Origin of the sequence: Porphyromonas levii DSM 23370 (assembly GCF_000379925.1) — a bacterium.
Taxonomy (GTDB): Bacteria; Bacteroidota; Bacteroidia; order Bacteroidales; family Porphyromonadaceae; genus Porphyromonas_A; species Porphyromonas_A levii.
Genome location: NZ_KB904305.1, coordinates 1 through 24,522 on the forward strand (window position 1 = coordinate 1; position 24,522 = coordinate 24,522).

At 40.3% G+C, this 24,522-nt stretch carries 23 protein-coding genes; 4 read left to right on the forward strand and 19 right to left on the reverse strand.

Annotation, left to right across the window (positions count from 1 at the left end):
- Nucleotides 1-192: 192 nt before the first annotated feature.
- The 17 genes from A3GG_RS0110290 to A3GG_RS12925 form a co-directional block, all read right to left on the reverse strand.
- Entirely contained in the window at nucleotides 193-1,002 is an 810-nt protein-coding gene (locus A3GG_RS0110290) for a toxin-antitoxin system YwqK family antitoxin (RefSeq protein ID WP_018359207.1), read from the reverse strand.
- A 114-nt stretch (nucleotides 1,003-1,116) separates the two neighbouring features.
- Nucleotides 1,117-1,302 carry a hypothetical protein gene (locus A3GG_RS0110295; RefSeq protein WP_018359208.1) on the reverse strand — a complete coding sequence of 62 codons (186 nt, stop codon included), beginning with the start codon at nucleotides 1,300-1,302 and terminating at the stop codon, nucleotides 1,117-1,119.
- Nucleotides 1,303-1,396: 94 nt separating this feature from the next.
- Nucleotides 1,397-2,263, reverse strand: a complete 867-nt coding sequence (locus A3GG_RS0110300; protein ID WP_018359209.1) for a hypothetical protein — start codon at nucleotides 2,261-2,263, stop codon at nucleotides 1,397-1,399.
- A gap of 173 nt (nucleotides 2,264-2,436) precedes the next feature.
- The gene (locus tag A3GG_RS0110305; protein ID WP_018359210.1) at nucleotides 2,437-3,195 is read right to left on the reverse strand and encodes a nucleotidyl transferase AbiEii/AbiGii toxin family protein; all 759 of its coding nucleotides are present in this window, start codon (nucleotides 3,193-3,195) and stop codon (nucleotides 2,437-2,439) included.
- A gap of 372 nt (nucleotides 3,196-3,567) precedes the next feature.
- On the reverse strand, nucleotides 3,568-3,948 hold the full coding sequence (locus A3GG_RS13495; RefSeq protein WP_018359212.1) for a hypothetical protein: 381 nt from the start codon (nucleotides 3,946-3,948) through the stop codon (nucleotides 3,568-3,570).
- A gap of 48 nt (nucleotides 3,949-3,996) precedes the next feature.
- The gene (locus A3GG_RS0110320; protein WP_018359213.1) at nucleotides 3,997-4,590 is read right to left on the reverse strand and encodes a conjugal transfer protein TraO; all 594 of its coding nucleotides are present in this window, start codon (nucleotides 4,588-4,590) and stop codon (nucleotides 3,997-3,999) included.
- Nucleotides 4,580-5,500, reverse strand: coding sequence for a conjugative transposon protein TraN (traN, locus tag A3GG_RS0110325; protein ID WP_026215781.1), 921 nt, complete (start codon nucleotides 5,498-5,500; stop codon nucleotides 4,580-4,582). The genes A3GG_RS0110320 and traN overlap by 11 nt, the downstream gene beginning before the upstream one ends.
- A gap of 24 nt (nucleotides 5,501-5,524) precedes the next feature.
- Complete coding sequence (gene traM, locus A3GG_RS0110330; protein ID WP_018359215.1) at nucleotides 5,525-6,688, reverse strand: conjugative transposon protein TraM; 1,164 nt, start codon at nucleotides 6,686-6,688, stop codon at nucleotides 5,525-5,527.
- 17 nt (nucleotides 6,689-6,705) lie between these two features.
- The gene (locus A3GG_RS0110335) at nucleotides 6,706-7,113 is read right to left on the reverse strand and encodes a hypothetical protein (protein ID WP_018359216.1); all 408 of its coding nucleotides are present in this window, start codon (nucleotides 7,111-7,113) and stop codon (nucleotides 6,706-6,708) included.
- A gap of 32 nt (nucleotides 7,114-7,145) precedes the next feature.
- Complete coding sequence (gene traK, locus A3GG_RS0110340) at nucleotides 7,146-7,787, reverse strand: conjugative transposon protein TraK (RefSeq protein ID WP_018359217.1); 642 nt, start codon at nucleotides 7,785-7,787, stop codon at nucleotides 7,146-7,148.
- Between the two features lie 30 nt (nucleotides 7,788-7,817).
- Nucleotides 7,818-9,356 carry a TraJ family protein gene (locus A3GG_RS0110345; RefSeq protein ID WP_018359218.1) on the reverse strand — a complete coding sequence of 513 codons (1,539 nt, stop codon included), beginning with the start codon at nucleotides 9,354-9,356 and terminating at the stop codon, nucleotides 7,818-7,820.
- 11 nt (nucleotides 9,357-9,367) lie between these two features.
- A complete protein-coding gene (locus A3GG_RS0110350) occupies nucleotides 9,368-10,297 on the reverse strand; it encodes a TraJ family protein (protein ID WP_018359219.1) in 930 nt (309 codons plus the stop codon).
- Nucleotides 10,298-10,340: 43 nt separating this feature from the next.
- On the reverse strand, nucleotides 10,341-11,039 hold the full coding sequence (locus A3GG_RS0110355; protein ID WP_018359220.1) for a hypothetical protein: 699 nt from the start codon (nucleotides 11,037-11,039) through the stop codon (nucleotides 10,341-10,343).
- A gap of 50 nt (nucleotides 11,040-11,089) precedes the next feature.
- The gene (locus tag A3GG_RS0110360) at nucleotides 11,090-13,630 is read right to left on the reverse strand and encodes a TraG family conjugative transposon ATPase (protein WP_018359221.1); all 2,541 of its coding nucleotides are present in this window, start codon (nucleotides 13,628-13,630) and stop codon (nucleotides 11,090-11,092) included.
- Nucleotides 13,606-13,947, reverse strand: a complete 342-nt coding sequence (locus A3GG_RS14050; protein WP_018359222.1) for a DUF4133 domain-containing protein — start codon at nucleotides 13,945-13,947, stop codon at nucleotides 13,606-13,608. Before A3GG_RS14050 ends, A3GG_RS0110360 begins: the two co-directional genes overlap by 25 nt.
- Nucleotides 13,948-13,949: 2 nt before the next feature.
- Nucleotides 13,950-14,327 carry a DUF4134 family protein gene (locus A3GG_RS0110370; RefSeq protein WP_018359223.1) on the reverse strand — a complete coding sequence of 126 codons (378 nt, stop codon included), beginning with the start codon at nucleotides 14,325-14,327 and terminating at the stop codon, nucleotides 13,950-13,952.
- A 129-nt stretch (nucleotides 14,328-14,456) separates the two neighbouring features.
- Nucleotides 14,457-15,893 carry a toxin-antitoxin system YwqK family antitoxin gene (locus A3GG_RS12925; RefSeq protein WP_018359224.1) on the reverse strand — a complete coding sequence of 479 codons (1,437 nt, stop codon included), beginning with the start codon at nucleotides 15,891-15,893 and terminating at the stop codon, nucleotides 14,457-14,459.
- Nucleotides 15,894-16,151: 258 nt separating this feature from the next.
- Between A3GG_RS12925 and A3GG_RS0110385 the strand changes: the two genes are divergently transcribed.
- Both A3GG_RS0110385 and A3GG_RS0110390 read left to right on the forward strand, forming a co-directional pair.
- Nucleotides 16,152-17,213 (forward strand): XRE family transcriptional regulator, encoded by a 1,062-nt coding sequence (locus A3GG_RS0110385; protein ID WP_018359226.1) that lies wholly within the window; start codon nucleotides 16,152-16,154, stop codon nucleotides 17,211-17,213.
- Nucleotides 17,210-17,728: a PIN domain-containing protein gene (locus tag A3GG_RS0110390; RefSeq protein WP_018359227.1), complete on the forward strand. Its 519-nt coding sequence runs from the start codon at nucleotides 17,210-17,212 to the stop codon at nucleotides 17,726-17,728. Before A3GG_RS0110385 ends, A3GG_RS0110390 begins: the two co-directional genes overlap by 4 nt.
- Before the next feature lie 208 nt (nucleotides 17,729-17,936).
- Here the strand turns inward: A3GG_RS0110390 and A3GG_RS0110395 are convergent, their stop codons facing one another.
- Nucleotides 17,937-18,314: a hypothetical protein gene (locus A3GG_RS0110395; protein ID WP_018359228.1), complete on the reverse strand. Its 378-nt coding sequence runs from the start codon at nucleotides 18,312-18,314 to the stop codon at nucleotides 17,937-17,939.
- Nucleotides 18,315-18,708: 394 nt separating this feature from the next.
- Nucleotides 18,709-19,272, reverse strand: a complete 564-nt coding sequence (locus tag A3GG_RS0110405) for a hypothetical protein (protein ID WP_018359230.1) — start codon at nucleotides 19,270-19,272, stop codon at nucleotides 18,709-18,711.
- A 340-nt stretch (nucleotides 19,273-19,612) separates the two neighbouring features.
- On the opposite strand from A3GG_RS0110405, the gene A3GG_RS0110410 reads away from it, so the two are divergent.
- Nucleotides 19,613-23,347, forward strand: coding sequence for an N-6 DNA methylase (locus A3GG_RS0110410; RefSeq protein WP_026215782.1), 3,735 nt, complete (start codon nucleotides 19,613-19,615; stop codon nucleotides 23,345-23,347).
- A gap of 334 nt (nucleotides 23,348-23,681) precedes the next feature.
- Nucleotides 23,682-24,407 (forward strand): hypothetical protein, encoded by a 726-nt coding sequence (locus A3GG_RS0110415; protein ID WP_018359232.1) that lies wholly within the window; start codon nucleotides 23,682-23,684, stop codon nucleotides 24,405-24,407.
- The last annotated feature ends 115 nt before the right edge of the window (nucleotides 24,408-24,522 follow it).

The following is a 24,522-nucleotide window of genomic DNA, read 5'->3' on the forward strand; positions in this document are numbered from 1 at the left end:
TGATAAATCAAGATCTCTCCTTAGCCATATATCTACAGTCTCCAATACTCTCTTGGTCGCAACCTGTTCACTCATACAATCGAATTATCTGTTCTTATTACACGTAAAGCAAAGGTCAAACAGAAATGCCACGAGACCTCAAAATGGGGTATCGTGGCATACGATTTCTCAGGAGAAAAAGAGGAAGATGACTCAAAGACCTCGACCTCTCTTCCGCTTAGGGGAAAGGATATTCAGATGCTTCTCTTTTTTACCCGCTTGAATACTAGCATCAACAGGTGTGAAGTCGTTAAGGACTTGACGACTTACCTCTTTACCCATATTGTATATAACAGAGTTTACCTTCATATCGGGTCTAAGTTTTTCACAAAGTCCATGCTCCAGACCTCCCTTCCAATTAGAACGCTCTTTTTGCTGACCATTAGAGTGCCAATACTCAGTAAGACCATCTCTCTTGCCATTCCTCCAATTTGAACGTTCCATCAACCGACCATTGTTATGCCAACGCTCCAGGCAGCCTTCATATTGACCATTCTTATATGTACAGCGAGTCCATGGTTGACCATTAGACACCCAATTTTCATAATGACCTTCAAACTTACCATCTCTATAATTTACTTTGATAGATAACTGACCGTTGGAATGCCAATGCTCACAAAGACCATCCTCCAGACCATGCTTCCAATTAGATCGCTCTTGAACCTGCCCGTTCTCGTACCACCTCTCCAAAAGACCATGCTTCCTACCATTCCTCCAATTAGAAAGTTCCGACAACTGACCATTAGAGTGCCACATTCTACACAAGCCATCCTTTTGCCCAGTGCGGTATGTTTCCTCTCTCATCTTTTGCCCATCGGGATACCACCTCTCAAGTACCCCATTCCAATCGTTCCCTCTATAGAATAAACCACACTCCTTATTATACCCTATCTCTCCCCGTTCTGGATATTGATCCTCTTCTTTAATCAACCCCAATATAACCTCTATCAACTTTTCTCTCATATATAGTCTCTGTTCTAATCACACATACGACAAAGATCAAACAGAAATGCCACAACACCTCAAAGTGGGGTATTGTGGCATGCAATTGATTGGGAAAAAGCAGGAATGAAACAATTAGTCTTTCTCGCCGTAACCGAAATCATTTCCATAGATCTCTTTCTTAAGAGACTCTAGTTCTCTCTCTTCTTCAGGAGACATGGGTATATCTCTACGTTTTTGTCCAGGACGCTTATTCCTGGCGTTCAGACGTCTTGTCTCCTCATTATTACCGATAACAAAAGTTCTTTTCTTCTCTTTCATGATAACTTATATTATTAAACTTACAAAAAAATATGACCCCAAGAACAAAATGGGGTATTATGACATACGATTTATTAGAAGGGGAAAAGATATATCAAAGACTTCGACCTCCTTTCTTCCTAAAAACCGTCTTTTTAAGCTCACCTCCGTTCAACTCAGGAGTATCTAAAACTTTAGTAAGATGGTTTGTTCGATGATTATACTCTATCTCGACCCTATCCTTAATCTCAAAACGATGGGTTTCCAAATTATTTAGAACAAGAGACAAAGAATCATCGTCAAGAAGAGGAACATATATATCCATTGTTTTTTCAAGTTCAAGTAGTAACGAGTCGGATAAACTTAATGCAATATCCTTCAATGTTTCATCTACTACTACATCAGCAAATGTTTTATTCTCGTATGAATCCATATATGCCTCCGCAATAGGAAACATGTCACGAGTACATGTATCCAGCTCGTCAATATACTTAATAAAAAAGTTTTTAGTCATCCCACTATAAGGATCTATTCCAACCTCATTGAATAACTTAGAGTCTAGCCCATTGTTTGCGAGGTCTATTAGACACTCTTCCAAATTATCAGCATGCTTAAGCAGAGGCAATAGAAATTGGTCATCTTTCACAAACGGGGTAAAACCAACAGACGCCAACATTGCATCCTTAAGAAGAAAATCCTCTAAAGATTGAACAAACAAATCCTCTTTTGTACAACCTATGTCGATCCTTTCGATAAGAGCACCCATGAAACTTACATTACGTAGCACTTCTACTATATCGTTGCCATTATAGATTAGCTCTGTTTGAACACCGTGGGAATTACTACCTAGATTTAACCACTCATTTCCCAACTGACCTTGGGAGTTAAAAAGTCGTAGCCTAACGACATCCCCGAGATACCTATTCCCGCAGATTCTTTCCTCTGTGAAATGTCTCCCGTCATTATACCAACACTCTTTCACAACTCTATTCTCTTACAATTAATAAATTATCTAATAACAAAGATCAGGCACAAATACAACAATACCTCAAAGTGGGGTATCGTGGCATACGATTTCTCTGAAGAAAAAGAGGAAAAAACCTAATCACTTATCTTCTCTGAGACAGAAACATGAACTTATTTCCCTCCTTCCATTCATCTCTTGATCCCTTTACGACGGATCTTCATTGCATCAGGAATATTTAATGTGAGTCGTTGTTTTAATTCTTCGGCACGCAGTCGTTTCTCAAGTTGAGCGACAGTTGAACTCAAAAGGTGCGTTCTTGCCCACTGAGCCTTTTCTGGCGTAAGTAGAGGTGCTAATGACGAAAGTACTCTATTTTGAGGATAGTTCTCTAAAATAGTGAGGTCAGTCTTCAGTTGATCCAAGAGCGAAATCCCTTTCCTTTTCTCGATAAGAACTTCATTAGGGGTAATATCATTCTCTTCAAAAAATAGAATATCAAAAATATCACGGTTGGCCACTCCCTTACGCTCGGAAAGGGCTATCAATTTATGGGCATACATGTCAGACGGATTCATAACATTAATAGAGAAACCATCTAAAGACATCAGGTCTGACTGCTCACCCCAATATCGGTTAGACACCTCAATTTTAAGATTCCACTCTCCTATGCCATAATCTAAGACAACCTTTGGACCATAGAAACCTAAATTGCTATCAGCAATCTTTCCATACTCTTTCGTAATACCCAACAATTGTCTGTACACTTCCTCTTCCTCGCCTTTATTGATTAAGGTAAAATCAAGGTCAACAGAGAATCGAGGAAGGTCATAGAAGAACATTAATGCTGTTCCCCCCTTAAATATGAGCTGTGGAGATAAAAAGCTATTAGTGGCAATATCCTGAAGGATCCTATAAAGATATGAGTAATGAGTAGAAATATCAGTCATAATGATAATATATCAGAGACTCGTTTAGCTAACGAATGGTTTGCATATAGTGGCAGGAGCTGCACCACTTTGGATTTATCTATTGGAGAGATGTTTTCATAAGTTCTCCACTTGTCAACATAACACAAATCCAAGAACGCACGCTCAACAGTTGCGATGGTGTATTTTGGAGTAACTATTTTCCCCTCTCTACGGATAAGAATAGAGTCAGAGAGTTTGCGAAAAACAAAGACCTCTTTACTAGACGCATAGACGATCTTCGATTGGTAAGAGGCCAAGGTGACAGTGTTATCATACTGAAAGATAACACCATTTTGCCTTAACACTGTTTCCATGGAGATGTAAGAGGGCACTTGAATCTTACTCGAAAACTCAAGAACATCGTATGAGGGGAGCGCATAAATGCCCATCCTTAACCTTAACAGATCTCCATTCTTCACCAGCCTTGAGAGCTGACTTGGCAAAGCTGTTTCGGAGATAGTACCTTGTGTCAATAGTCTTACCTCTTGATTGGAAAAAACAGTTTTCCCTGATGTGTACAATATGCTCAATAACGATTTCATATAACAAATATACGCTGAATTTAGCAATTATGCAAACTTCAGCGTATATTGTAATTAGCATCGTTTCTTCACCAACATATTGGAAAAGAACCTTCAGAATATCTTTCTCGACATAATCACCGTCTTCTTTCTTGAGTTCCGAAATGATTTCTTTCTCCTGCCATCTAAAAAACCATATTAAATAACGCATAAACTGAGAGGGGAGATAATTCTACCCCTCTCAGCAACCAAGAATAAATCAAAAAAATGATACTTTGATACCGCCCTCAAAGTATGGACGCATTACTGTATTTGAGGGGGTGCCCCACAAGAACTTTGTCCCTGCGCCTAGCATAAGAGTAAGTCTAGACGTAAGGTATAAATCGGTATGCACACCGAGAGCACCACCATAGACAAAAGTCTGAGTCTTGGGTAACTCATCCCCATCAACGAGCTTCTTCTCTCCCTTATTGATTAGACCATAACCAAGTGATGCTTTTGCAGAAGCGTAAAAATTCAATCGCCTAGTATTGTCTCCAATAAGGAACAAGTTATAGCCACCATTAGCTGTGGCGATGAGCTCTGGAATGAAGAACTCTTTCTTAGGAATATTATTCATCTCGGCATCAAGCCCAACAGACCAATAATTGCCACTCTTCACAAATTGAGAATATTCCACCCCTGCCGTAAACGAACCAGGTGTGTGAAACGGCTTGCCTCTATAAGGGATACCACCCTTGATAGTTACCATCTTAGTCCCGACAAACATCACTTGGGACGAACCTTCCTGAGGGAAAAGGAAAGAGAAGGTGCACACAAACACCACTAACGCAATTAATCTTTTAATGTTCATAATCTATTTTTCTAAAGTTATCTAATTCGTGAGCCTTAAGGAGATCATCTCCATCTACAATCATACTGAGGGTTCGTCCGCCACCCTTCTCGTAGAGACTAATCTCTAAAACCTTACCATCAGGCATAGAAAAGATAGGGATAGCAAAAACGACATTAGCTCGACCTGAGCCCTTAATGTTCTGGACAAGGTTATATACTCGGACAGGTTGGAGTTGCTGAATTTGCATGGCACTACGCTTAGCGAGCTTTTTGTCCACAACCTTGAAGTCTACGTAATCCAAGATATAACCGACCTTGGAACCATTCTTGACGTATAGGTGGAAATAGTAAATGCCACCATGATAATGGAGAGACTTAAGTTGGAACTGTATACCATACTTCTGAACACCAATATGACGGAAGAGGGTTCGGTTCTGATTCGCAATATACTTCATCGCAGCATCTACCTCTCGGGGACTTTCTCCATACAGATCACTTGTCAGAACCCCAATATTATTTTGAGGAGCAGCAGTCGCATCTTCCTCTTTGCTATAACTCTGCATCTCAATATTGAGTTTAGACGGTTGGTGTCTATAAACAACATTGAAGTTGTAAAAAGAACCATCTTCGCAAACCACGCTAAGATTTGTCTCTTCGTTGAAACGCTCCTTAACAGCCTTTACCCGAACGATGTTTTGGGCATCAGCTGGAACGTCAGCAGCAATAACTGGGGTTCCTAGGTCGACATATACGACAGAACTTGGGAATAGGATATGAACGGTCTTAACACTACTAACTTCGAGTTGATAGGGCGTTATGACACGATCGGAGGGAATGCCTTTTGCCTCGACTCTTCCTTGTGCTTGAGAAGAAAAAGGGAAAGTAAGACAAAGTCCCATAGCAACAAACAAACTTTTAATTATTCTCATAGTTATATTACTTATATATTCAACTTATCTTTCATTCATCAGGAATATTTTGTATCCTGAGTGAATCGTAACAGAAGGAACTCTTTCGCTCCCTTTCAACAGACTTCCAATACCCGCAATAGCTCCCCGAGCAACAACTCCAGCAACAGCAGCCTTAGGAGACTCTGAGATACTGAGTCCACTTGAGGCGGTGGTACTTGCCTGAAGAACACCATCTCCGACAGCGGACGCAGCTTTGGTGGCGGCTTGAGCAATATCCCCCTCTGGAACATAAATACCTTTTTGAGCATCTACATCATATACAGAAAGACTTACTTCCATTATGCGACCTCTGTATTCTATGTTAGAGACCTGTACTTCCATCCTCGTGCCGTTCAGGCGAACAATGCCATTGATAACTGTACCAGCCGTCAAAACGGTTGTCCCTGCATAAGCATCTTCGGTTAAGCGTAGTGGCAGGATATCGCCATCCTTAACGGTCACGGTCTGTTGGATGGTTGCCTTAAGGGCATTACGCATGATATTACTATTATCCTTTGATCTCCGTCCACCGCCATAAAAGACGGTCGCTGGGGTGTCTGCCTCTCCGAGACTAGATACAACCTCTCCTCGTTTTGCAGTTACCCGCAAAAATTGACGATCATCCATCGAGTTATTAACTACTTCGGCATCTGCAATGCGCCTGGCCATCTCATTATTATCCGCTATACTTTGCTCGTACAACTCTTTATAATTGTTGGCCTCTTTCTGTAAAGCAGCCTTTTCTGATTCGGCTTGCCTACGAGCCATATCAACCGCAAAGTTCTCGTTATTATTGCGATAACGCTCTTGTAGTTCCATGATACGCACCATACGCTCCTGGTCCGAAGCATTATCGGTAAGAGGGACATCATACTCTTTAGGGATCTCGACCTCACCCATAGAGGATTGCTGTTCTTGGAAAACAGCAGTAATAGCCTCTTCCTCTTCTGTAGCAACAGGGTCGATCTTTTTGTCGATCCCTTTTCCCATAATGTCAATGGGGGCTGCGTCAGGAAGCTCTTCTACCACGCCTGTTTCTGCTGTAGATCCTTCACTCTTCCCTTGCCCCAACATGGGGCGTATGGCGAGATAATACACAACAAGGAATCCGATCACACCCAATAAAACGAGGACAGCAAGATTCTTTTTATCTTTAGGAATCTCCATATATTCTCCTTTCTTTCTTACAACTCTGGTTCAACCCCATCTCCATAAGCATTAAAAATAACACTATCAGGCGTATTAGTATTGAACTCATCTAAAACAACCTCATCGGGCAGACTCCCCTCAAGAGGAAGGTCTGCATTCACAGCTCCACTTCTGACCCGCTCTAGGTCTTTCTGTAGCATCTCAACCTCCGCATTCTTTGCCTTAAGCTCTGATCGCAATCTCGGACCGCCCCAAAAAGCAGAATAGAAATTGAAACCGATGCCAAGAACAATAACAACTAACATAAAAATCAGCAATTTGCCGACATGTCGCTCTGGGATAGCATCAGCCATCTTCTTCCACAAATCTTTCTTTTCAGTAGGATCCTCTTTAGTTGCCTCTACACTCTTCTCTTCTAGTGTCTGCGTTTCTTTCTTTTCCATAATTTCTTGATATTGTTATTTATTATTATTGATTATCTTCCGAATGTGCGTCTTGTCTCGCTCTTTATTTCACTGTTATCGAGTACTTTGAAATTAGTAAGCATAAAACCACTAGGGTTATTATCACTACGAACGACATCAACAAGACCTCCTTCGCTGACAAAGTTCCTAACGACAAGAACGCTCGCTCGTGTAATGCGTTGCTTCCCATAAAACCGCCACGAATAAGGGTAGGTATCCATATTTACCTGTATTGAGTCACAGAGAACCGTTTGGACAACGTCATTGTTAACAATGCGTTGGTAATAATTTTTCTCTGCGAGATCTGAGTAATAGACATAAGCACTATTATCGGCCATGGCAATAGCGCTGTTAAGATTCTCATTAATTGCCTTATCGTCTGGCGTGAGCGTGAGAAGGAGGTCGTGGAAACGACGAACATGTTCTCTTGCCTCAATAGGACGACTAATCTTAGCATCTTGCTTGATGGCTAACATCATACTACCAGATTTGTCGAGGACGTAAATATTACGTTTCCCCTCCTGAACCTGCATATAACTATACACTAAAGCAAGCCCAGTGACAATGATACAAAAGACAATGAAGGCGAGGGTATAGAATCTCATCTTCTTGTAATTAGCCTCTAAATTAGGCAATACCTTAAATTCATTCATATAACACTTCTTTTTCTATTTTTTTCTTGGTTATTGCTGTGGAAACAGAAACGGTGGATGCCACCCCGAGGGTGGGGTGATTGGATTCCCCATTCTGGATTGGGCTCGAATACCCTTATCAAGACCATTGAGGAAGAAACGACGCATAGCAATCTGACTCTCTCTCGCCTTTTGCTCTGGTGTTGTAGCGTAAAATTTACCTCGTCCCTTATAGTCTCCCGATTTGTGTCGATAAAGGACCTCTTCTTGGTCGGGGGAGAGACGAAAACCATGTCTCTGTTGCGAACGAAGCATTTTAGCTCTCTTTCGCATCTCTTTCTTTGTAGGAGCCATAGCCTTTTCTCTGCGCTCCATCTTATTCGCAACCCTATTTTCTCGGCGGATATAACGCTCCTCGTCTGTCTCTTTCTTAAACTTGGATACAATATAATCGGTACCCGACCTCACAGTCTTGCCTGTTGCAGCTCCTATTTTTTGTCCCATCCTGTTGATACGACCAAACGAACCAGTCTTTGTAAGGGTATCGTGTACTTTTTGGGCTAGCTTGCTAGAGAGGACACCATCATTAGCAGCCAGCATGGCTCCAGCGGCAATACCTGCCGGCGCAGCAGTCGCTAAAGCCGCACTACGCTTAATATTCTTAGCCATGGAGGCATTAAGTCCAGCAGCACCTCCAGAAGTGACAACATACTCACTAATCTCGGGTATTTTGAAATAGAGGAAGGCAATCATTATAATGATAAGGAACAAAGCAATCATACCCTCAAAGGAATCTCCAAAGGCACCACCTAACTGAACTAACACTTGATTACTCATATACTTTAAGAGGTTGGCAAAGGTCGGCCATAATCCAACGGAGATATATCGTGCCATCCACGAACCAAAACTACTCTGGAAATACGAGAATTGACTGAGAGCAAATGCGAGGGGACCTAATATGCAAAGGAAGACTCTATAGAAACGACTCATCAAATTAACGATAAGATAAGCAATGTTTCCGATCATATTGGCAACCCATGCAAGAATAGGGAAAAACACATTGTATTTTAGATACAACAATAATATGTCTATTTGTTGCATGAACCACTCTCCAACAGCCAGCACTGGGAAAAACAACTGTTCAACGACCTTCAAAGCATCATACTTTCGCTCTTGCCTCGCAGCAGCAATCTCCTCTTTAAGGATCTGTTTATTGCGATTTAGAGCTTCGTCAAAGTCATAACCTGAGGCTTTTTGTGACTCATATCCCGTACTTATAGTAGTACTCAAATTAGTCAACCCCGCATCAAGCAGACCTGTCAATACGGTGAAATGACTAATGATAAAAGCGACTAAAAGAGGCTTTAGAAGGGGATAAATACGGATACCCTCAATGCTCTCAATCATTGGGAGAATGATTTGTGCAAGGTAAATCACACAACCAATGCCTGCAAGTACTGTGGAAATCGTTATGATTGGATCCATAACGCCCAAGATCCCTTCGTCAATACTATCAAAGACATCAACAATGAAGCTATTGCTGTTTGCAATAGTTTCATCAACACCATTTAGCAAGTCTTCTAAGCTCATAAGATATAGAGTTAACGCATCAACTTATTTAATCCAGACTTAATTACATTCTTCGCAGAACTACCTACATTACCTACACCTCCACTCTGGACTACGAAGTCTGCCAAGGTCGGAACATGAAGGTATAGGGTTCCACAAAAGATAATAAGAACTAGACCCACGATAGCAGCTGTAAAAGTGTTCCCCATATTATCAGCAATAGCTTTAATGATATGGTCATTCACACCTCGAACAATACCACACAACCCTGGCCATAACGACACAGAGATAAAACGTGCTAACCACTGAGAGAACGATCCAGCAAAGATTTTGAACTGGCTCAAAGCGAAACTAAGGGGACCTACGATGGTAAGGATGAAAAGAAAGAACTTGCTAAAAAGCAACATCCCTATATAAATGACTTGTCCCAAAAGAATAGCGAGGAATGCTGCACCTGGAACGATAAACCTGTATAGGATCTTAAATCCAACCTTCTCGAAAACGTTCATCGCCTCATCTGAACCATCTGTATTACCTTCGGATCCAGCGGAAGAAGAATCTACTCCTCCATTTAGGGCAGAATCTTGTGCCAGCTCCTGTTCTTCCATAACTTTATCTACCTTCTCTGCGAAAAGTGTAAGATATGAAGCCGCATCGTCCGAAGTAACCATACTAGAAATAACTTCACCAACTCCTGTAGATGCATCGCTCACAACACCAGCCAACATAGGGAAGTTAACGACAACAAAGGCAACGAAGAGGGGTTTAAGAAGAGGGTAGATAGGAATGCGATCCACTCGCTCAATGGCGGGAAGAATAATCGAAGCGATATAGACAACGCAACCAATCCCTGCCAAGGTAGTACTAAAACCAACCAAAACTTCTGCCGCACTCTCCATGGATCCAAATAGATTATTTATCAGACCAGAAAGCGAAAGGACGAATCCATCTACCCCATTCATAAACTCAAATTCTCAAAATATTACAAACAAAACATTTCTCAGATTACAACTTCATGTTTAAGAAGCTATCTCTAAAGGCTCGATCTTTAGCTTTTTGCTGATGTCTTAACTCTAGACCTTTGACTTTCGCCACGAGTGAACGAGATGAAACAACGGCTCGTTGTTGCTCGTCTGCAATCTGACCAAGCAATTGCATACGCTCATAATCATTCATGCTCACCTCACTAGAGGTAACGAGGTCGAGCATATTTTGAATACGCTTCTGAACATACTCTTGTATCTCTACTGAGCGTGTCAGAACATACTCGTGCTCATCAAGGGTTAGATAGGGACTACGAGCAGAAAGGAGGACGGCAGAGCCACAGTAGCCATACACGGCTCTTGTGTTATCGGCAAGTCGAAGCATGTCTCTATAAGTCTCTACTCCCTGACTAATTTTCTTTAGATCTTTATAAAACTGATCAGTAGCCTTCCAAAGACCTGCAATATCATTGGACATGCCCTTGGACAAATCCTTGAGCCCTCCCAACTTAGCATCTAGCTTGCCTGTACCATCAAGAATTTGCTTTACAACTGCAAGAGTAGAGGCGGTCTTGGCTCCTCCGATTATCTTCTCTCCGAGCTTGAAGGCACCTTCGATAATAGCTCCAACGGCAAAGGCATGGGCATTAGGGACAACAACAGAGTAACCCCCAATGAAGATTAACACCAAAAGTGTTACACGTCTAAAAGCTTGTTTCATAAATCAAAACATTTTGTGGTTAAACAATAATCTTATATGTTGAATTCACATCAACTATTCTTGTCTGCATCGGCACTTGCGAGATGTGTTAAGGCTCTATCTATGTTATTATCACATTTAGCGAGCTCTCTCTTCACTTTTTCTTTCTCACTACTCTCGGTGGTATATGCAAAGTATTCTTCTCGACTCACTTCTGTGGCGTACACAACCCCGAAACTCTCACCTAGTCCTATCCATGCCTCCTTGAAAGGGTTACGTCCCTTGGTATCGCCTTTGGCAGCATTTATCGAAAGGACTTGAGCCCGCTGCTTCATGTTAAGTCCAAGCATCTCAGCAATAGCATCAAAGTGTTCTGAGAACTTACCCATGTCTAGGACTATCTTACAGTCACTGTTATTGACGATAGTGTCTTTGACCACTTGATTGCCGACAAGGTCTGAGATATTCTGGGTGACAACCATTGCTTCTCCGTAGAACTTACGCACTGTGCGGTATAGATAGGCTATAAAGTCGGCCATATTAGCATTAGCCAAAGCACTCCAAGCCTCTTCTATCACTATCACTTTACGCACATCTTTGGGAAGCATGCGCATCTTGTTGATGAACATATCTGTAATAATAATGGTGATGATAGGAAGTAGCTCTAAATTATCTTTTATCTTATCGATCTCGAAAACAACGAACTTCTTCTTCAGGAGGTCTATGTTGGCATCACTATTGAGGAGATAACCAAGGCGATGACCTGTAATATAAGGATCGAGGGTCACCAAGAAATTATCAAGGTCGAAATCATACTCATCAACAATGACTTGACTGTTCTCCATGATCTTACGATAGACCTCGTGCATATAACCATAGAAACTATCAAAGCAAGGGCGAACCTCTCGGTGCTCTCGGATAAAATCTATGTAAGATTCTATAGCACTACCCATAACACTTCGTTCTGTGTTCGTGATAGGTTCTTCTGCGCCTTTCCACAAGGTAAAAAGGAGAGTAGCCAATGAGTTCTTTTTATCCTCACTATAGATATAGTCATCTGTGTAGAAAGGATTAAAACTTAATGGATTATTTTCATCATAAGTGTAGTAGATCCCGTCTTCTCCTTTGGTCTTGATATTGATAATTTGACAAAGGTGCTCGTAACTATGACCTACGTCAACAATCACGACATGTGTACCTTGCTCGTAGTACTGCCGTAACATGTGGTTCATGAAGAAGGACTTGCCTGACCCAGATGGTCCCACAATGAACTTGTTACGGTTATTGATGATACCTTTCTTCATCGGCTCATCACTAATGTCTACATGAACCGGTCTGCCCGATAAGCGCTCGCAGAGCTTAATGCCAAAGGGGGATGGGCTATCACGATAGTTGGTCTCTAGGGTCATCAAGCAAGTAACAGTGGACAAGAAGCAGATGAAGGTGTCATCTGGGGAAATATCGTTACCACAACCAGGAATGCCCGCCCAAAATATCTGTGGTACTGTTATCGTGTCTCGATAGGGCATAATGTCACACTTTGCTAAGGCAGCAGCGACTTTAGCATTCAACTTCTTACGCTCTTCTGGACTCTCAGAAAAACTTAATACATTGATATGAGACCGAACAAGACGTGCCGCATCTTTTCCTTGGACATTTAAGAACTCAACCAATGAGTCTCTACTCCCTTGGTTGTTTGTGGCGATAGAGGACACACTTATTAGTATGTTTTTCTTCTGCTCTAATCGCTTAACAACCTCTTTAGTGTCCTCAAGGTAAATGTACTGGTTGACGATATGGTCGCAAGGAAGCAACAAGCCAATAGGACTCAAAAAAGAGAGTTGCTGTTTGTTGCTCCCAACGGAGTACATATCATTGTTCACAGATGAGGTTACCATATTAGGGAGGTAGTCTATGTTTGATACACAATGTGCATCTACATAATAATTACCTACTTTAACATGGTCTTCATGAAGAGAGATGTCGGTAAGAGGAATGTCTTGGAATAGTGTAAGATACTCTTCTACGATCCCTTTCTTTATGGAGTGTCCATCCCCACCAACACTCGTGCCTACTAACTCTTCTCTGGGAAGACGACGAATCTTCATGAATGAGCCCTCACCGAAGATTTCTTCAAACTGAAGAAGTTTATCTGAGAAAATCTCTAGGGCTTCCATATCAAGTGCACCATAAGGGAGTAGGCGACGATGGGTTAAGGTGCTAAAAAGGGTCTCTGTTCGGAAGTTTTTGGGATTACATTTGGTTATGTAGAGGTAGCACTTATGGTCTTGATAAGGTCTCTCTAAGAAGTGTCTTTCGTAGGCCTTATCAAAGAAGCTAAACTCTTTAGCACCAAAATCAACTTCATAACGCTTGCTGATGAAATGGTCTTGCTTGTGTACAACGGTAAGATCGGGCAAAATATTTATTGCTCGATACCATATACTCTGGATCTTTTCGTAATCTATTTCGGAGAGACTAAAGATCTCGGGCAAGGTGACTTCATAGCAAGCGGTAAAGGTTGCTTGCTTACTTATAAGGAAGTCGTTCTCAACTGCGACAATGGGCAGCACCTCCTGAAGAGGGCTTACCTTCTTTTTGGTTTTGAACATGACTCTAGTAACTCTATTCTACTTATGAGGGTAATACCCCCTTTTATTCGTTCTGGGAGTTTATAGCGTGCAATGGTTTTGGACAACCCACCTTTCCCATAACGCTTGGACAATCTCACAACAAAATTGGAAAAACCGACGAAAAGGGCTATAGAAAAAAGAAGTCCCCAAAAACCTATATTATAAGCCAAGGAAAGGACAATATATAAAGCAACAGTGACTATTAGACCAACAAAGAGCGTTATGGCATAGGGCCACGTGAGATTACCCAGAGTAATCTCACGACCCGACCCCTTATAAACTGTGACCTCGAACATAATTATGAGCTTTCTCTAAGCGAAAACATTTGCTCGATTACGGTTAACGCAACAAAAAAGATAACGAGGGCGCCTAACCACATGGTTAGTTTTTTCTTCGCCTCATGATCGCCTTCTTGGAACTTTACAACTAGAGTAACTAGGGCAACAACGGCCAAAACGCCTACAAGAATCTTAACCACCCCTATTACAGTCCCTCCAAATGTTGACAGATCTCTTTTGACGCCAGACAATGCGTTATTAACGTCCTCTATCTGTGCGTAAGAGGAAGCAGGGAGCAGTCCCAAGGCACCAAGATAAAAGACACGGTGAGAGGTAACGGCACCTCTCGCAAAAAGGGCTCTAACACGATTAGATATTCCCAAAATCTTTTGTTTCATAATCAAATAAATATTTAGTTTGAAATAACACAATTACTAATATCAACTCAAAGGTAGCAGCTCTTAATAGGGGCACCTAAAAGTGGGGTATCGTGGCATACGATTTCTCTTTGAAAAGATAAAGATAGCTCAAAGACCTCGACCTCTCTTCCGCTTAGGGGAAAGGATATTCAGATGCTTGCCTGTCATTTTTTCATTTTGAATACCCCCTTTAATTGGAGTGAAGTCATTAAGAACTTGGCGACTTACCTCTTTCCCCATATCGTATATAACAGAGTCCACCTCCATATAGTCTCTAAGTTTTTCACAAAGACCATGCTTTTGATCATCCCTCCAATTAGATCGCTCCCACTGTTGTCCATCATCGCGCCAACGCTCATAGAGACCATCTAGTTTGTCTTCCTTATAATTCACCCTGAAAAACAAATGACCATTAGAGTGCCACTCCTCATAGAGACCATGCTTCTGATCGTCCTTGAAGTGTCTGCGCAGAGACAACCGACCATTAGGATGCCAACGCTCTAAAAGACCATGCTTTCCACCATTCCTCCAATGAGAGCGCTCCTCTAGCTGACCGTTAGGATACCAACGCTCATAAAGACCGTCTAACTTGTCTTCCTTATAACTAGAACGAATCCACGGACTACCATCCTCGTACCAACGTTCAGAAAGTCCTTCTCTTTTTCCGTTTTCCCAATGACCACGCTCCTCTAGCTGACCATTAAAGCGCCAACGCTCCAAAAGACCGTCTAACTTGTCTTCCTTATAATTCGCCCTAGAAGACAACTGGCCATTAGCGTACCACTTCTCAAAGAGACCATTCTGCCAATTCCCTTTATGAACATTTGTTTTATTCACTACGTTTCCATACACACCAATCTCCAAGTCAGCCGATCGTCCCAACTCATCATCAGGAATTAAATAGTTTAGAAGAGGAACACCATCATGCGCTTCGTCCTGACGATCCCACCACAAATCATTACTATCCTCATTCGCACAGAAGGCAATCAATTTGCCGTTCTCAAAAGCGACTTTCTTCTCACATCCATCATAGTGTTGCCAATAATCCCAAGCAGCATCAGTGACACCACCGTCACCATCTCCTTGAAGCAAACACCAAGGGTTGGCATCCTCTCCGAAATGAGTGTCAACAATCCGTCGCATCGCAAGTTGACCTTCAGGAGTATCATCTACATCGTAGACCGTAATCCCATAACCGATCTCACGCTTATTACTTAGTTCGGGTACAGTATCAGGATTAACGGCACCCTCTCGCAACTTATATTTCTTGAAAGCCTCAATGAGAGACATCGGACTATCATAACTCATAGGATCAACCTTCGCTCTACGTGCTATCTCCACCGCCTCATCAATCTTAGGCTGATCCTCAGGAAGCCTTACTACACTCTTAGAAAACCATCGCCCTGTCATTAGGGCGTTGACATTACGCATAGGAGAGATATATGTTAAGAAAGACATTTTATCCTCCTCTGATAAATCAAGATCTCTCCTTAGCCATATATCTACAGTCTCCAACACCCTCTTAGTCGCAACTTGTTCACTCATACTATATACGAATCATCTGTTCTTATTATACGTAGAGCAAAGGTTAAACAGAAATGCCACGAGACCTCAAAGTGGGGTATCGTGGCATGCAATTTCTCTTTGAAAAGATAAAAGAGGCGTATAGCTCAAAAAGAAGGAGTCATATCGAGTTAAAATATTTGACTGCGAAAAACTTTAACATTTCAAATGTTTACAATCTGCACAATATTATGTAACTTTGTAAACAAAAAGTATTCTTACTAAGAAGAGTATAACTATATGTCTATAGGTGAACGTATAAAAAAGGGAAGAACTCTACGTGGACTATCTCTAAGGGAACTTGGAGAAAAAGCGGGTATTTCTCACAACCAAATCAGCCTCTTGGAAAAAGGACAGAGAAATGTGACTGGAACTGTACTACTATCTCTTTCTAAAGCACTGGACTTACCATTGGATTACTTCGTTAAGGAGCATACTCCAGTGGTAAAACAAGTTAGCTATAGAAAGGTAAAATCTTTAGCGACCAAGGAGGATAGAAAAATTTGGCAAATGATCGAGCAACAGGTAGAGAATTATCTCGAACTCGAAGAAATAATGGACATCAACATTCCATTTAATAGGAGGTTAGCAGAAGGGTACTCAGTAAGAACTATTGAAGATATTGACACCATCACCCAACTAATCCGTAAGGAATATAAAATGGGGGAAGCTGCGATTTCTAACGTAGCCAGCTTTTTGGAAGATATAGGGATTAAAGTCATTGGCATCAAGGCAAAGAGTGGTTTTGACGGTGTTAGCTTTTTTGTAAATGACTTTATTCCAATCATTGCTTATAACACTAGTATCCAAAACATAGAGCGACAACGAATGACCCTGCTTCACGAACTAGGTCACTTATTGATTGAACCAATAGCGGAGTCCATAGAAGACAAAATGCTTGAACAACTGTGTACTGTTTTTGCCAGCCATCTTTTGCTCCCCACTAATGTGATAAAGAATTTCTTTGGAGGGAGGAGAAAAAACATTTTGTTTTCTGAACTAGAAGAGTTGCAAAGCATATACGGAATATCAATAGATGCAATAATGTATAGGCTTAAAGAGATGCTCTTTATCTCTGAAAAGAGCCTAAAAACTTATTATATGAAGAAAAATAGCAACTCAGAACTAAAGGAGAAATTGGAGAAGAGTAGATATGTAGAGCCGACAAGCAATCGCTTTGTGCGCTTAATAAATCGAGCTCTTGATAGCACTTTGATTACAGCGAGTAAGGCAATGGTCTATCTAAAGGAATGTGGTATTAATGATGAAGATGCAAACGAACTCATCTACTCAAAGATATGACGGAGTCGAAGCTACTTGTCGTCAATGACACAAATATTTTTATTGATCTTATTGAACTTGGACTGTACCGTGAGTTTATGCAGTTAGGATATACTGTTCACACAAATATATTTGTACTTAATGAACTTAAAGAGCTCCATCAAAAAGAGATTATAGAGAAGGTAGGAGGATTAATTATTGAGCAATTTGATTCCCCCAATTTCCAAGAGGAAATACTTCAGTTTTATGACGAGAGAACACGAAGGGGGCTTTCATTCCCTGATTGCACTGTACTCTACCAAGGGATAAAACTATCTGCAACAGTACTTACTGGAGACAGGAAAATGATCAAGAGTGCAAAGGAATTAGATGTTGATGTCCACGGGATTATTTACATTTTCGATAGGCTAGTGGCAACTGAACTTATTACTCATACTGTAGCACACGAGAAGCTAAAAGCCCTTTACGAAAGGAATAGACGACTGCCAGCGAAAGAGATTGAGAAACGGCTAGAACTTTGGAGTAAATCAATCTGATAATATTGAATTTATTATTTGTAGACATAAGTTGAAAATATTTAGAAGGACACAAGTTAAACATTATAGTAGCTTAGACATATTGTAGTGGGCGTATCAAAACTAGTGTTTTGATACGCCCTATAACATCTTCGATGTCGGGACTTAAGACAATACTATATGAACAATATCCCGACAAACGAAACCTATAAATCGCAAACTACCATATTCATCTACCGTTGAATTTGAACCCCATCTTAATACCACCCAACTTGCCATCTAAACGTTTTTGCTCTACCTCTAAGAAAGAGACACACTGGACTACTTGCCAGTCTTTGGCAATAATATCTTCTGGGGTATTACCATACCTAATATCTCCAAGAGCAAACCAAAACTGAGGAACAGAAGCAGGGTTCTCTTCTAACATTATATCGATGTTGTTATACTCAGGCTTCCTGACCCCATTGACCTCTGTGCGTCTATAGTCTTCCTTCGTAAAAAGAACACTCCCATAACTCCAACCTGATCGCCTGATAAAGTAGCCTAAATACAAAAACCTCATCGCCCCAGGAAGGCTCATCTTCTCTTTTTTAACAACATACTTCATTGAAACAACTTGTACTAATTCAATTCAAATTCAACAACACATAGAATATGAGACCGATTCCCCAGAATCGGATTCCACTATCTAGACCTGTTATTTTGCACACTGAGCATAATATTTTTCTGATGGAGAAAGTCCCATTTCATCAGTCATCTTTTTCTTCAAACCACACTCTTCTATTAGCAACCTCAAAAGTAGATATGTCCACAAAGGACCTAATGCGAAAGCTGATATTAAGAACCAAAGCCAAAAACTACGACCCTCTCTATTTGCCTTATTCCCCACAAGGAAGCACAAAACGATACGAATAACTACAATGACCCACAACCACGCCAAAGCTGGTGCGATGAGGGATAGAATATCACTTGAATACATAACTTAAACCTTTATTCAATCCTTAAATTTTACGCCCTTTATTCTTTACTTCGTCTTTAGGTACACGAATAGTTGCAGACTCTCTAGGTGCATCTATGGTCTTGTTGTATCTATTCCTAGCATCTTCCTCGTAAGAGAAATTCATTGGTTCGTATGGGTATTTCCCAGCCCACTCCTTGAGTGAAAACACATAATCTTCATGCTCGTCAAGATTCCGACCAATCCTAACCATCATGTCTGCATCAATAGCAAAAGTGTCCCCGACCTGTTCTGGAACGACCTCATACGCTATGCGCTCACAAGCCACTGATAACATGTCCCTCCAAATGTCGAGCAACCCACTATCGGTAAATGGATTTATATTCCTCTCGTGAAGGATTTGTGCATCTTCTTCCCAAAAGTCCGCCATCTCATCACGATAAAGAGATAATGCCTCATCTCCCTCTGAGTAATAAATGACATCGTCAGCAATGTTATACCTTAACTGATCAAGACATTCAAAACGATCGCTGTAAGAATCTCCAACAAAATCTTGAAGTGCCCTATACACCCGATCTTTACACTCATCCAAAAACTCTTCTTTCATCACTACAACTTTTTTATTCAACTTCTGTTACTACTACCTTATCAAGGTAGGACAAAAGTCTATATACCTTAAGACACCTCCTAAAAGTGGGGTATCGTGGCATGCAATTTCTCTGAAGAAAAAGAGATAAAACCAAGAAGAGACTTCGATTAAGGAGATAAAAAGTAACGAGAACAGATAATTAAAATCAGTCTACACAATAATAATGTGTATATTTGCTATCGTATAACAAGGGGAAACTACCCATTATATGAATAAGAGAAGTTATGACAGGAAAAGGGTTAGAGTACAACCTTATAGAATCAATTTCTTCTTAATCTCACAAACAGGAATGAAGACTATGGATATAATGAAATATATTACAACTTTGGGGTTTGTTCCAAAAGATGGAACGAACGGCATATATCATAAAACATATATTGATTATACCATAGAAGTTGATTTTGAAAAACAGAGTATTAATTATGGCAATAGTATTATCGCAGAAAAAAGAACTACGCAAAATTTTTCACTGCCTGAAAATTTTGTAGTGCTTGAATGTGTTGATAGATTACTAATCAGAGGATATAAACCTCAGAATATTGTTCTTGAAAAGACTTGGCCTTCAGGACATGGTACTTCTGGGCGACTAGATATTTGTGTTAATCGCGAAGACGGCACTCCATATATGCTTATTGAGTGTAAAACTTATGGTAAGGAGTACAATAGGGAATCAGCTAAAATCCATAAGGATGGAGGACAGCTATTTACTTATTTTCAATTATCTGGTGGTAAGGCGGATGTGCTAATGCTTTATGCTTCAGAATTGAAAGGAAGCAAATTTATATATGTTAATGAAATAATAAAGATCGAAGATGCTTATCGCAATGGTGATGTAAAGGATGTTTACGAGAAATGGAATAAGCTCACTAAGGATAATGGAATCTTTGATTCTTGGGTACAACCATATAACTTCCAAAGCAAAGCATTAACTAAGGAACAACTGAAAGAGATAAAGACAGAGGATTCAAGCTTTATCTTCAATCGTTTCCTTGAAATACTACGTCACAACGTGGTATCTGACAAGGGTAATGCATTCAATAAGATATTTACACTTTTCTTGTGCAAGGTCTATGATGAAACGACTGCTGGTGAGGGGGAAGAGTTAAAGTTCCAATGGCTTGAAGGACGAGATAATCACGTTGATTTTCAACTTCGCCTGACAGACCTTTACCGTAAGGGGATGAAAAAGTTCTTGGATAGAACTGTTAGTGATTTCAACGAAGAGGATTTTGACAAGCGTTGTGCGAACCTAAATGAAGGTACTAAGCAGTATCTCTTGAAGGAGGTAAACAAGCTACGTCTTGAAAAGAATAATGAGTTTGCCATCAAGGAAGTGTATGATAATGCCTCTTTTGAAGAAAATGCAAAGGTTGTAAAAGAAGTGGTGGAGCTAATTCAAGGATATAGGATTCGCTATAATAAACGACAGCAATATCTATCCGACTTCTTTGAATTGTTACTGACTACCGGTCTCAAACAAGAGACTGGGCAGTTCTTTACACCTGTGCCGGTTGCTCAATTCATTATCAAGAGTCTCCCTTTGGACTCTATTGTGACAGAGAAACTTTCTCGCAAGGATGGGGAGATTCTACCGTATATGATTGACTATGCAGCAGGGAGTGGCCACTTTATCACAGAGTTTATGCACGAAATACAGGACATCATAAATCGCTGTGATGCCTCCGAATATATTGAAGAGACAAAAAAGCACATTATCAATTGGCAGCTCTCCCATTTTGATTGGGCGACAAACTATGTATATGGCATCGAAAAGGATTACCGACTTGTAAAGGTTGGTAAGGTGGGATGCTATTTGCATGGAGACGGTTTGGCAAATGTTATCCTTAGTGATGGGCTTGCTAATTTCTGCAATAACAAAGAGTACAAGGGTAAGTTACGCAAGCAGAGAAATGATGGACAAAAAGATAATCAGCAGTTCGATATAGTATTGAGTAACCCTCCATACTCAGTATCTTCATTCCGTCAAACTACTCGTGACTACTATACGGAGAAAGATTTTGAATTGTATAATTCACTGACAGACAATAGTTCTGAAATAGAATGTCTATTTATTGAGCGTACAAAGCAACTACTTAAAGATGGAGGTATAGCAGGTGTTGTACTGCCAAGTTCCATATTGAGTAACTCTGGTATCTATACCAAAGCTCGTGAGATTATATTACAATACTTTGATATTGTAGCTATAGCGGAGTTGGGTAGCAACACCTTTATGGCAACCAACACAAATACGGTTGTTCTGTTCCTGCGTCGCAGGGATAATTATTTTGCAACTAATACAAGGGTTGCAGTTGATACTTATTTCCGTACCTTAAATGATGTAACTATCAATGGCATTGAAAGCCCTGCTTCAAAATATGTGACTCATGTTTGGGAAGGGCTTGATTATACCGATTATGTTACATTACTGCGGAAATCACCTAATGATAAAGTAAAGGCACACGAAATATATAAAGACTACAGGAAGAAACTTTCTTCCAAGACTGAAGCAAAGCTGTTAGAGGAAATACTAAGTATAGAAACAGAAAAACTTTTGTATTTCATATTGGCATATCCTCAAAAGGTTGTTGTTGTCAAGAGCGGAGAGAAGAATGTTGAAAAGCGATTCTTAGGTTATGAGTTTTCAAACCGTAGAGGCAACGAGGGCATCCACGCTATCCAAAGAGGAAAGAATATTGATGAATATACTCAACTATTTGATCCAAACAACTATGATAATCCTGATAAGGCAAGCACTTATGTGCATCGGGCTTTCAAGGGAGATTATGCATTACCGATAGCAGAGAGCATGCTGTCTCATATTAGTCGTGTGTCACTGATTGATATGCTTACTTTCGATCGTGATAATTTTGAAAAGAATATATCGTTGACAGCAAAAAAAAAAGTAGAAAGTAAGTTCCCTTTAGAATCTATTGAGGGATTAGCTAAGGTAATTCGTGGTGTTACTTACGCAAAAGAAGACCAAGTTCAGGAAGTAACAAATAATGTTGTGTTAACCGCAGACAATATAACATTGTCAGGTCATTTGGAAATCAATAAACTAATTTACCTCCAGCCTAACAAAAAACTTGATTTAGACAAGGTGCTGAGAAAGAATGATTGTTTCGTTTGTTTTTCAAGTGGTAGCAAGGATCATGTGGGTAAAATCACTTTTATAGAGAAGGATACATCATTCTATGCAGGTGGTTTTATGGGCATAATTAGGACTTATTCTGATAAGGTACTTCCGAAATTTCTTTATACAGTATTAAATAGTGACTTATATAGACAAATAATAAGAGACGAGAGTAGCGGTAACAATATCCGGAATTTATCGCAATCTATAGCTCTGATAAAAGTACCAGTTCCTCCTATCGATGTTCAGAAGCAGATAGTAGAGGAGATTGGAAAAGTTGATAAGTCTGTTTCGGATGCTATGCTACGGATTGATGAGTGTGAAAGTGATATAGAGAGTTTGCTATCCTCATTAAATTATGCAGATAGTACGCTAAATACTATTGCTCCATTTGCTACTAAGTCTATTAAATATAGTGACATAGAGTCTGAAACATATATTACAACCGATAATATGCTTCAGAACAAATTGGGTGTTATTCCATTTGAAGGAGTTGCAAATATATCATCTATCACCGGATATAAACCAGAGGATATATTGATTTCAAATATTCGTCCATACCTTAAAAAGATTTGGTTTGCAGACAAGGAGGGTGGATGCTCGAAAGATGTTCTCGTGCTTCGGTCTGCTGACACAAGTAAATATCTTCCTAAGTACATTTTCTATATGCTTCGTAGAGACTCTTTCTTTGACTATGTTATGGCTGGCAAGAAAGGAGTTAAGATGCCAAGGGGCAATAAGGAAGATATTATGAAGTACAAGATCCCAATGCCTCACATTGATGAACAAAAACGTATCGTAGCCCAGATAGAAGCATTAGAATTAGAGATTACTAAAGCTCGCACTTTAATAGAAAATGTAGCGAGTGAGAAACAGGCAATACTTGATAAGTATTTATAAAGTGAGAATGTATCTGTAGAGGCCCCCCCTTAAACCAGACAACTCAAATCTAGCATGTTTTGAGTTGTTTAGTTTAAGGGGAGTTATTATAGGGATATAGGGGTATCGTGGCATGCGAATTCTCTCCAGAGGAGGAGGAAAAAGAAAAAAGAGGAGGAGAGTGTGGTGAATACTTACGTAAGAATTAGCTAAAATAAACAGCAAAAAAACACTGTAAATATTTGGTAATCTGTAGATAAATTGGTATCTTTATGTATGCAAAACAATACTAGAATTAAGTGCTAGTTGCGCTTCGGTATTAACAAAACGAACAAAACTAAATTTACATTGCAACATGAGTGATCCGTATTTACTTGTAATCGCCGTATCAGCAATAATGCTGAAGGTCTTTCCAAAAGAGCCTCCTACAATTACTAGGAAAAAGGCGTTGATGTGGGTGACAATAGGTGGTATGATGTTTATTTCTCTTCTGCAACTGATTTACTGGCTTACCCAGAAAGGGTTTGCTGGTGAGTACTATGCCTATGCACTGGGGAGCAACGATACCCCTAAATTCTCAGATGCCCTGATAAGACATATCGCTTTCTTGATCGCCATTGTGCTACAGATAAAGCTGAGACCACTCCTAGGGTGGAGGGTAATGGAGGCAACTCCCAATTATAGCAATGGAGAGAAGGTCTCCGTTTCTCTCTTTTTCCTCGATGCAATAGTCCCAGTCCTGAAGTACCTCGCAGCACTTCTAGTCATAGGTCTCATTGAGAAGACTTTCAAGCTCGACTTTATCACAGATAAGATGAAAATTATCGCTCTCGGCATAGGGGTTATAATCGGGGTCATAGGTGCCATATACGGCTTTTACAGAACGATAAGAGAGAACTCCAGACTGTGTGGATCATGGTTAAGTGGCGTGGCAATAACGCTATTTATACTCTTCTATTATGGGGTAATTGTCTTCAGTGTTGTGTGCAACATTAGAGAGGTGATCTTGTTCTGGTTAGCAGTGGGTACGATGATCTTTTGTTCTGTGGTGTACGGAAAGGCTGTATGGAGGAGATGGTAGAAAAAGAAGAAAAGTTAAAACCAATTTTACGTTGAAATATTTTTATATATAGATATATTTTAGTATCTTTACATAGGAAAGACAACCGAACGAGATGACGCCCACTAAGAGCAAT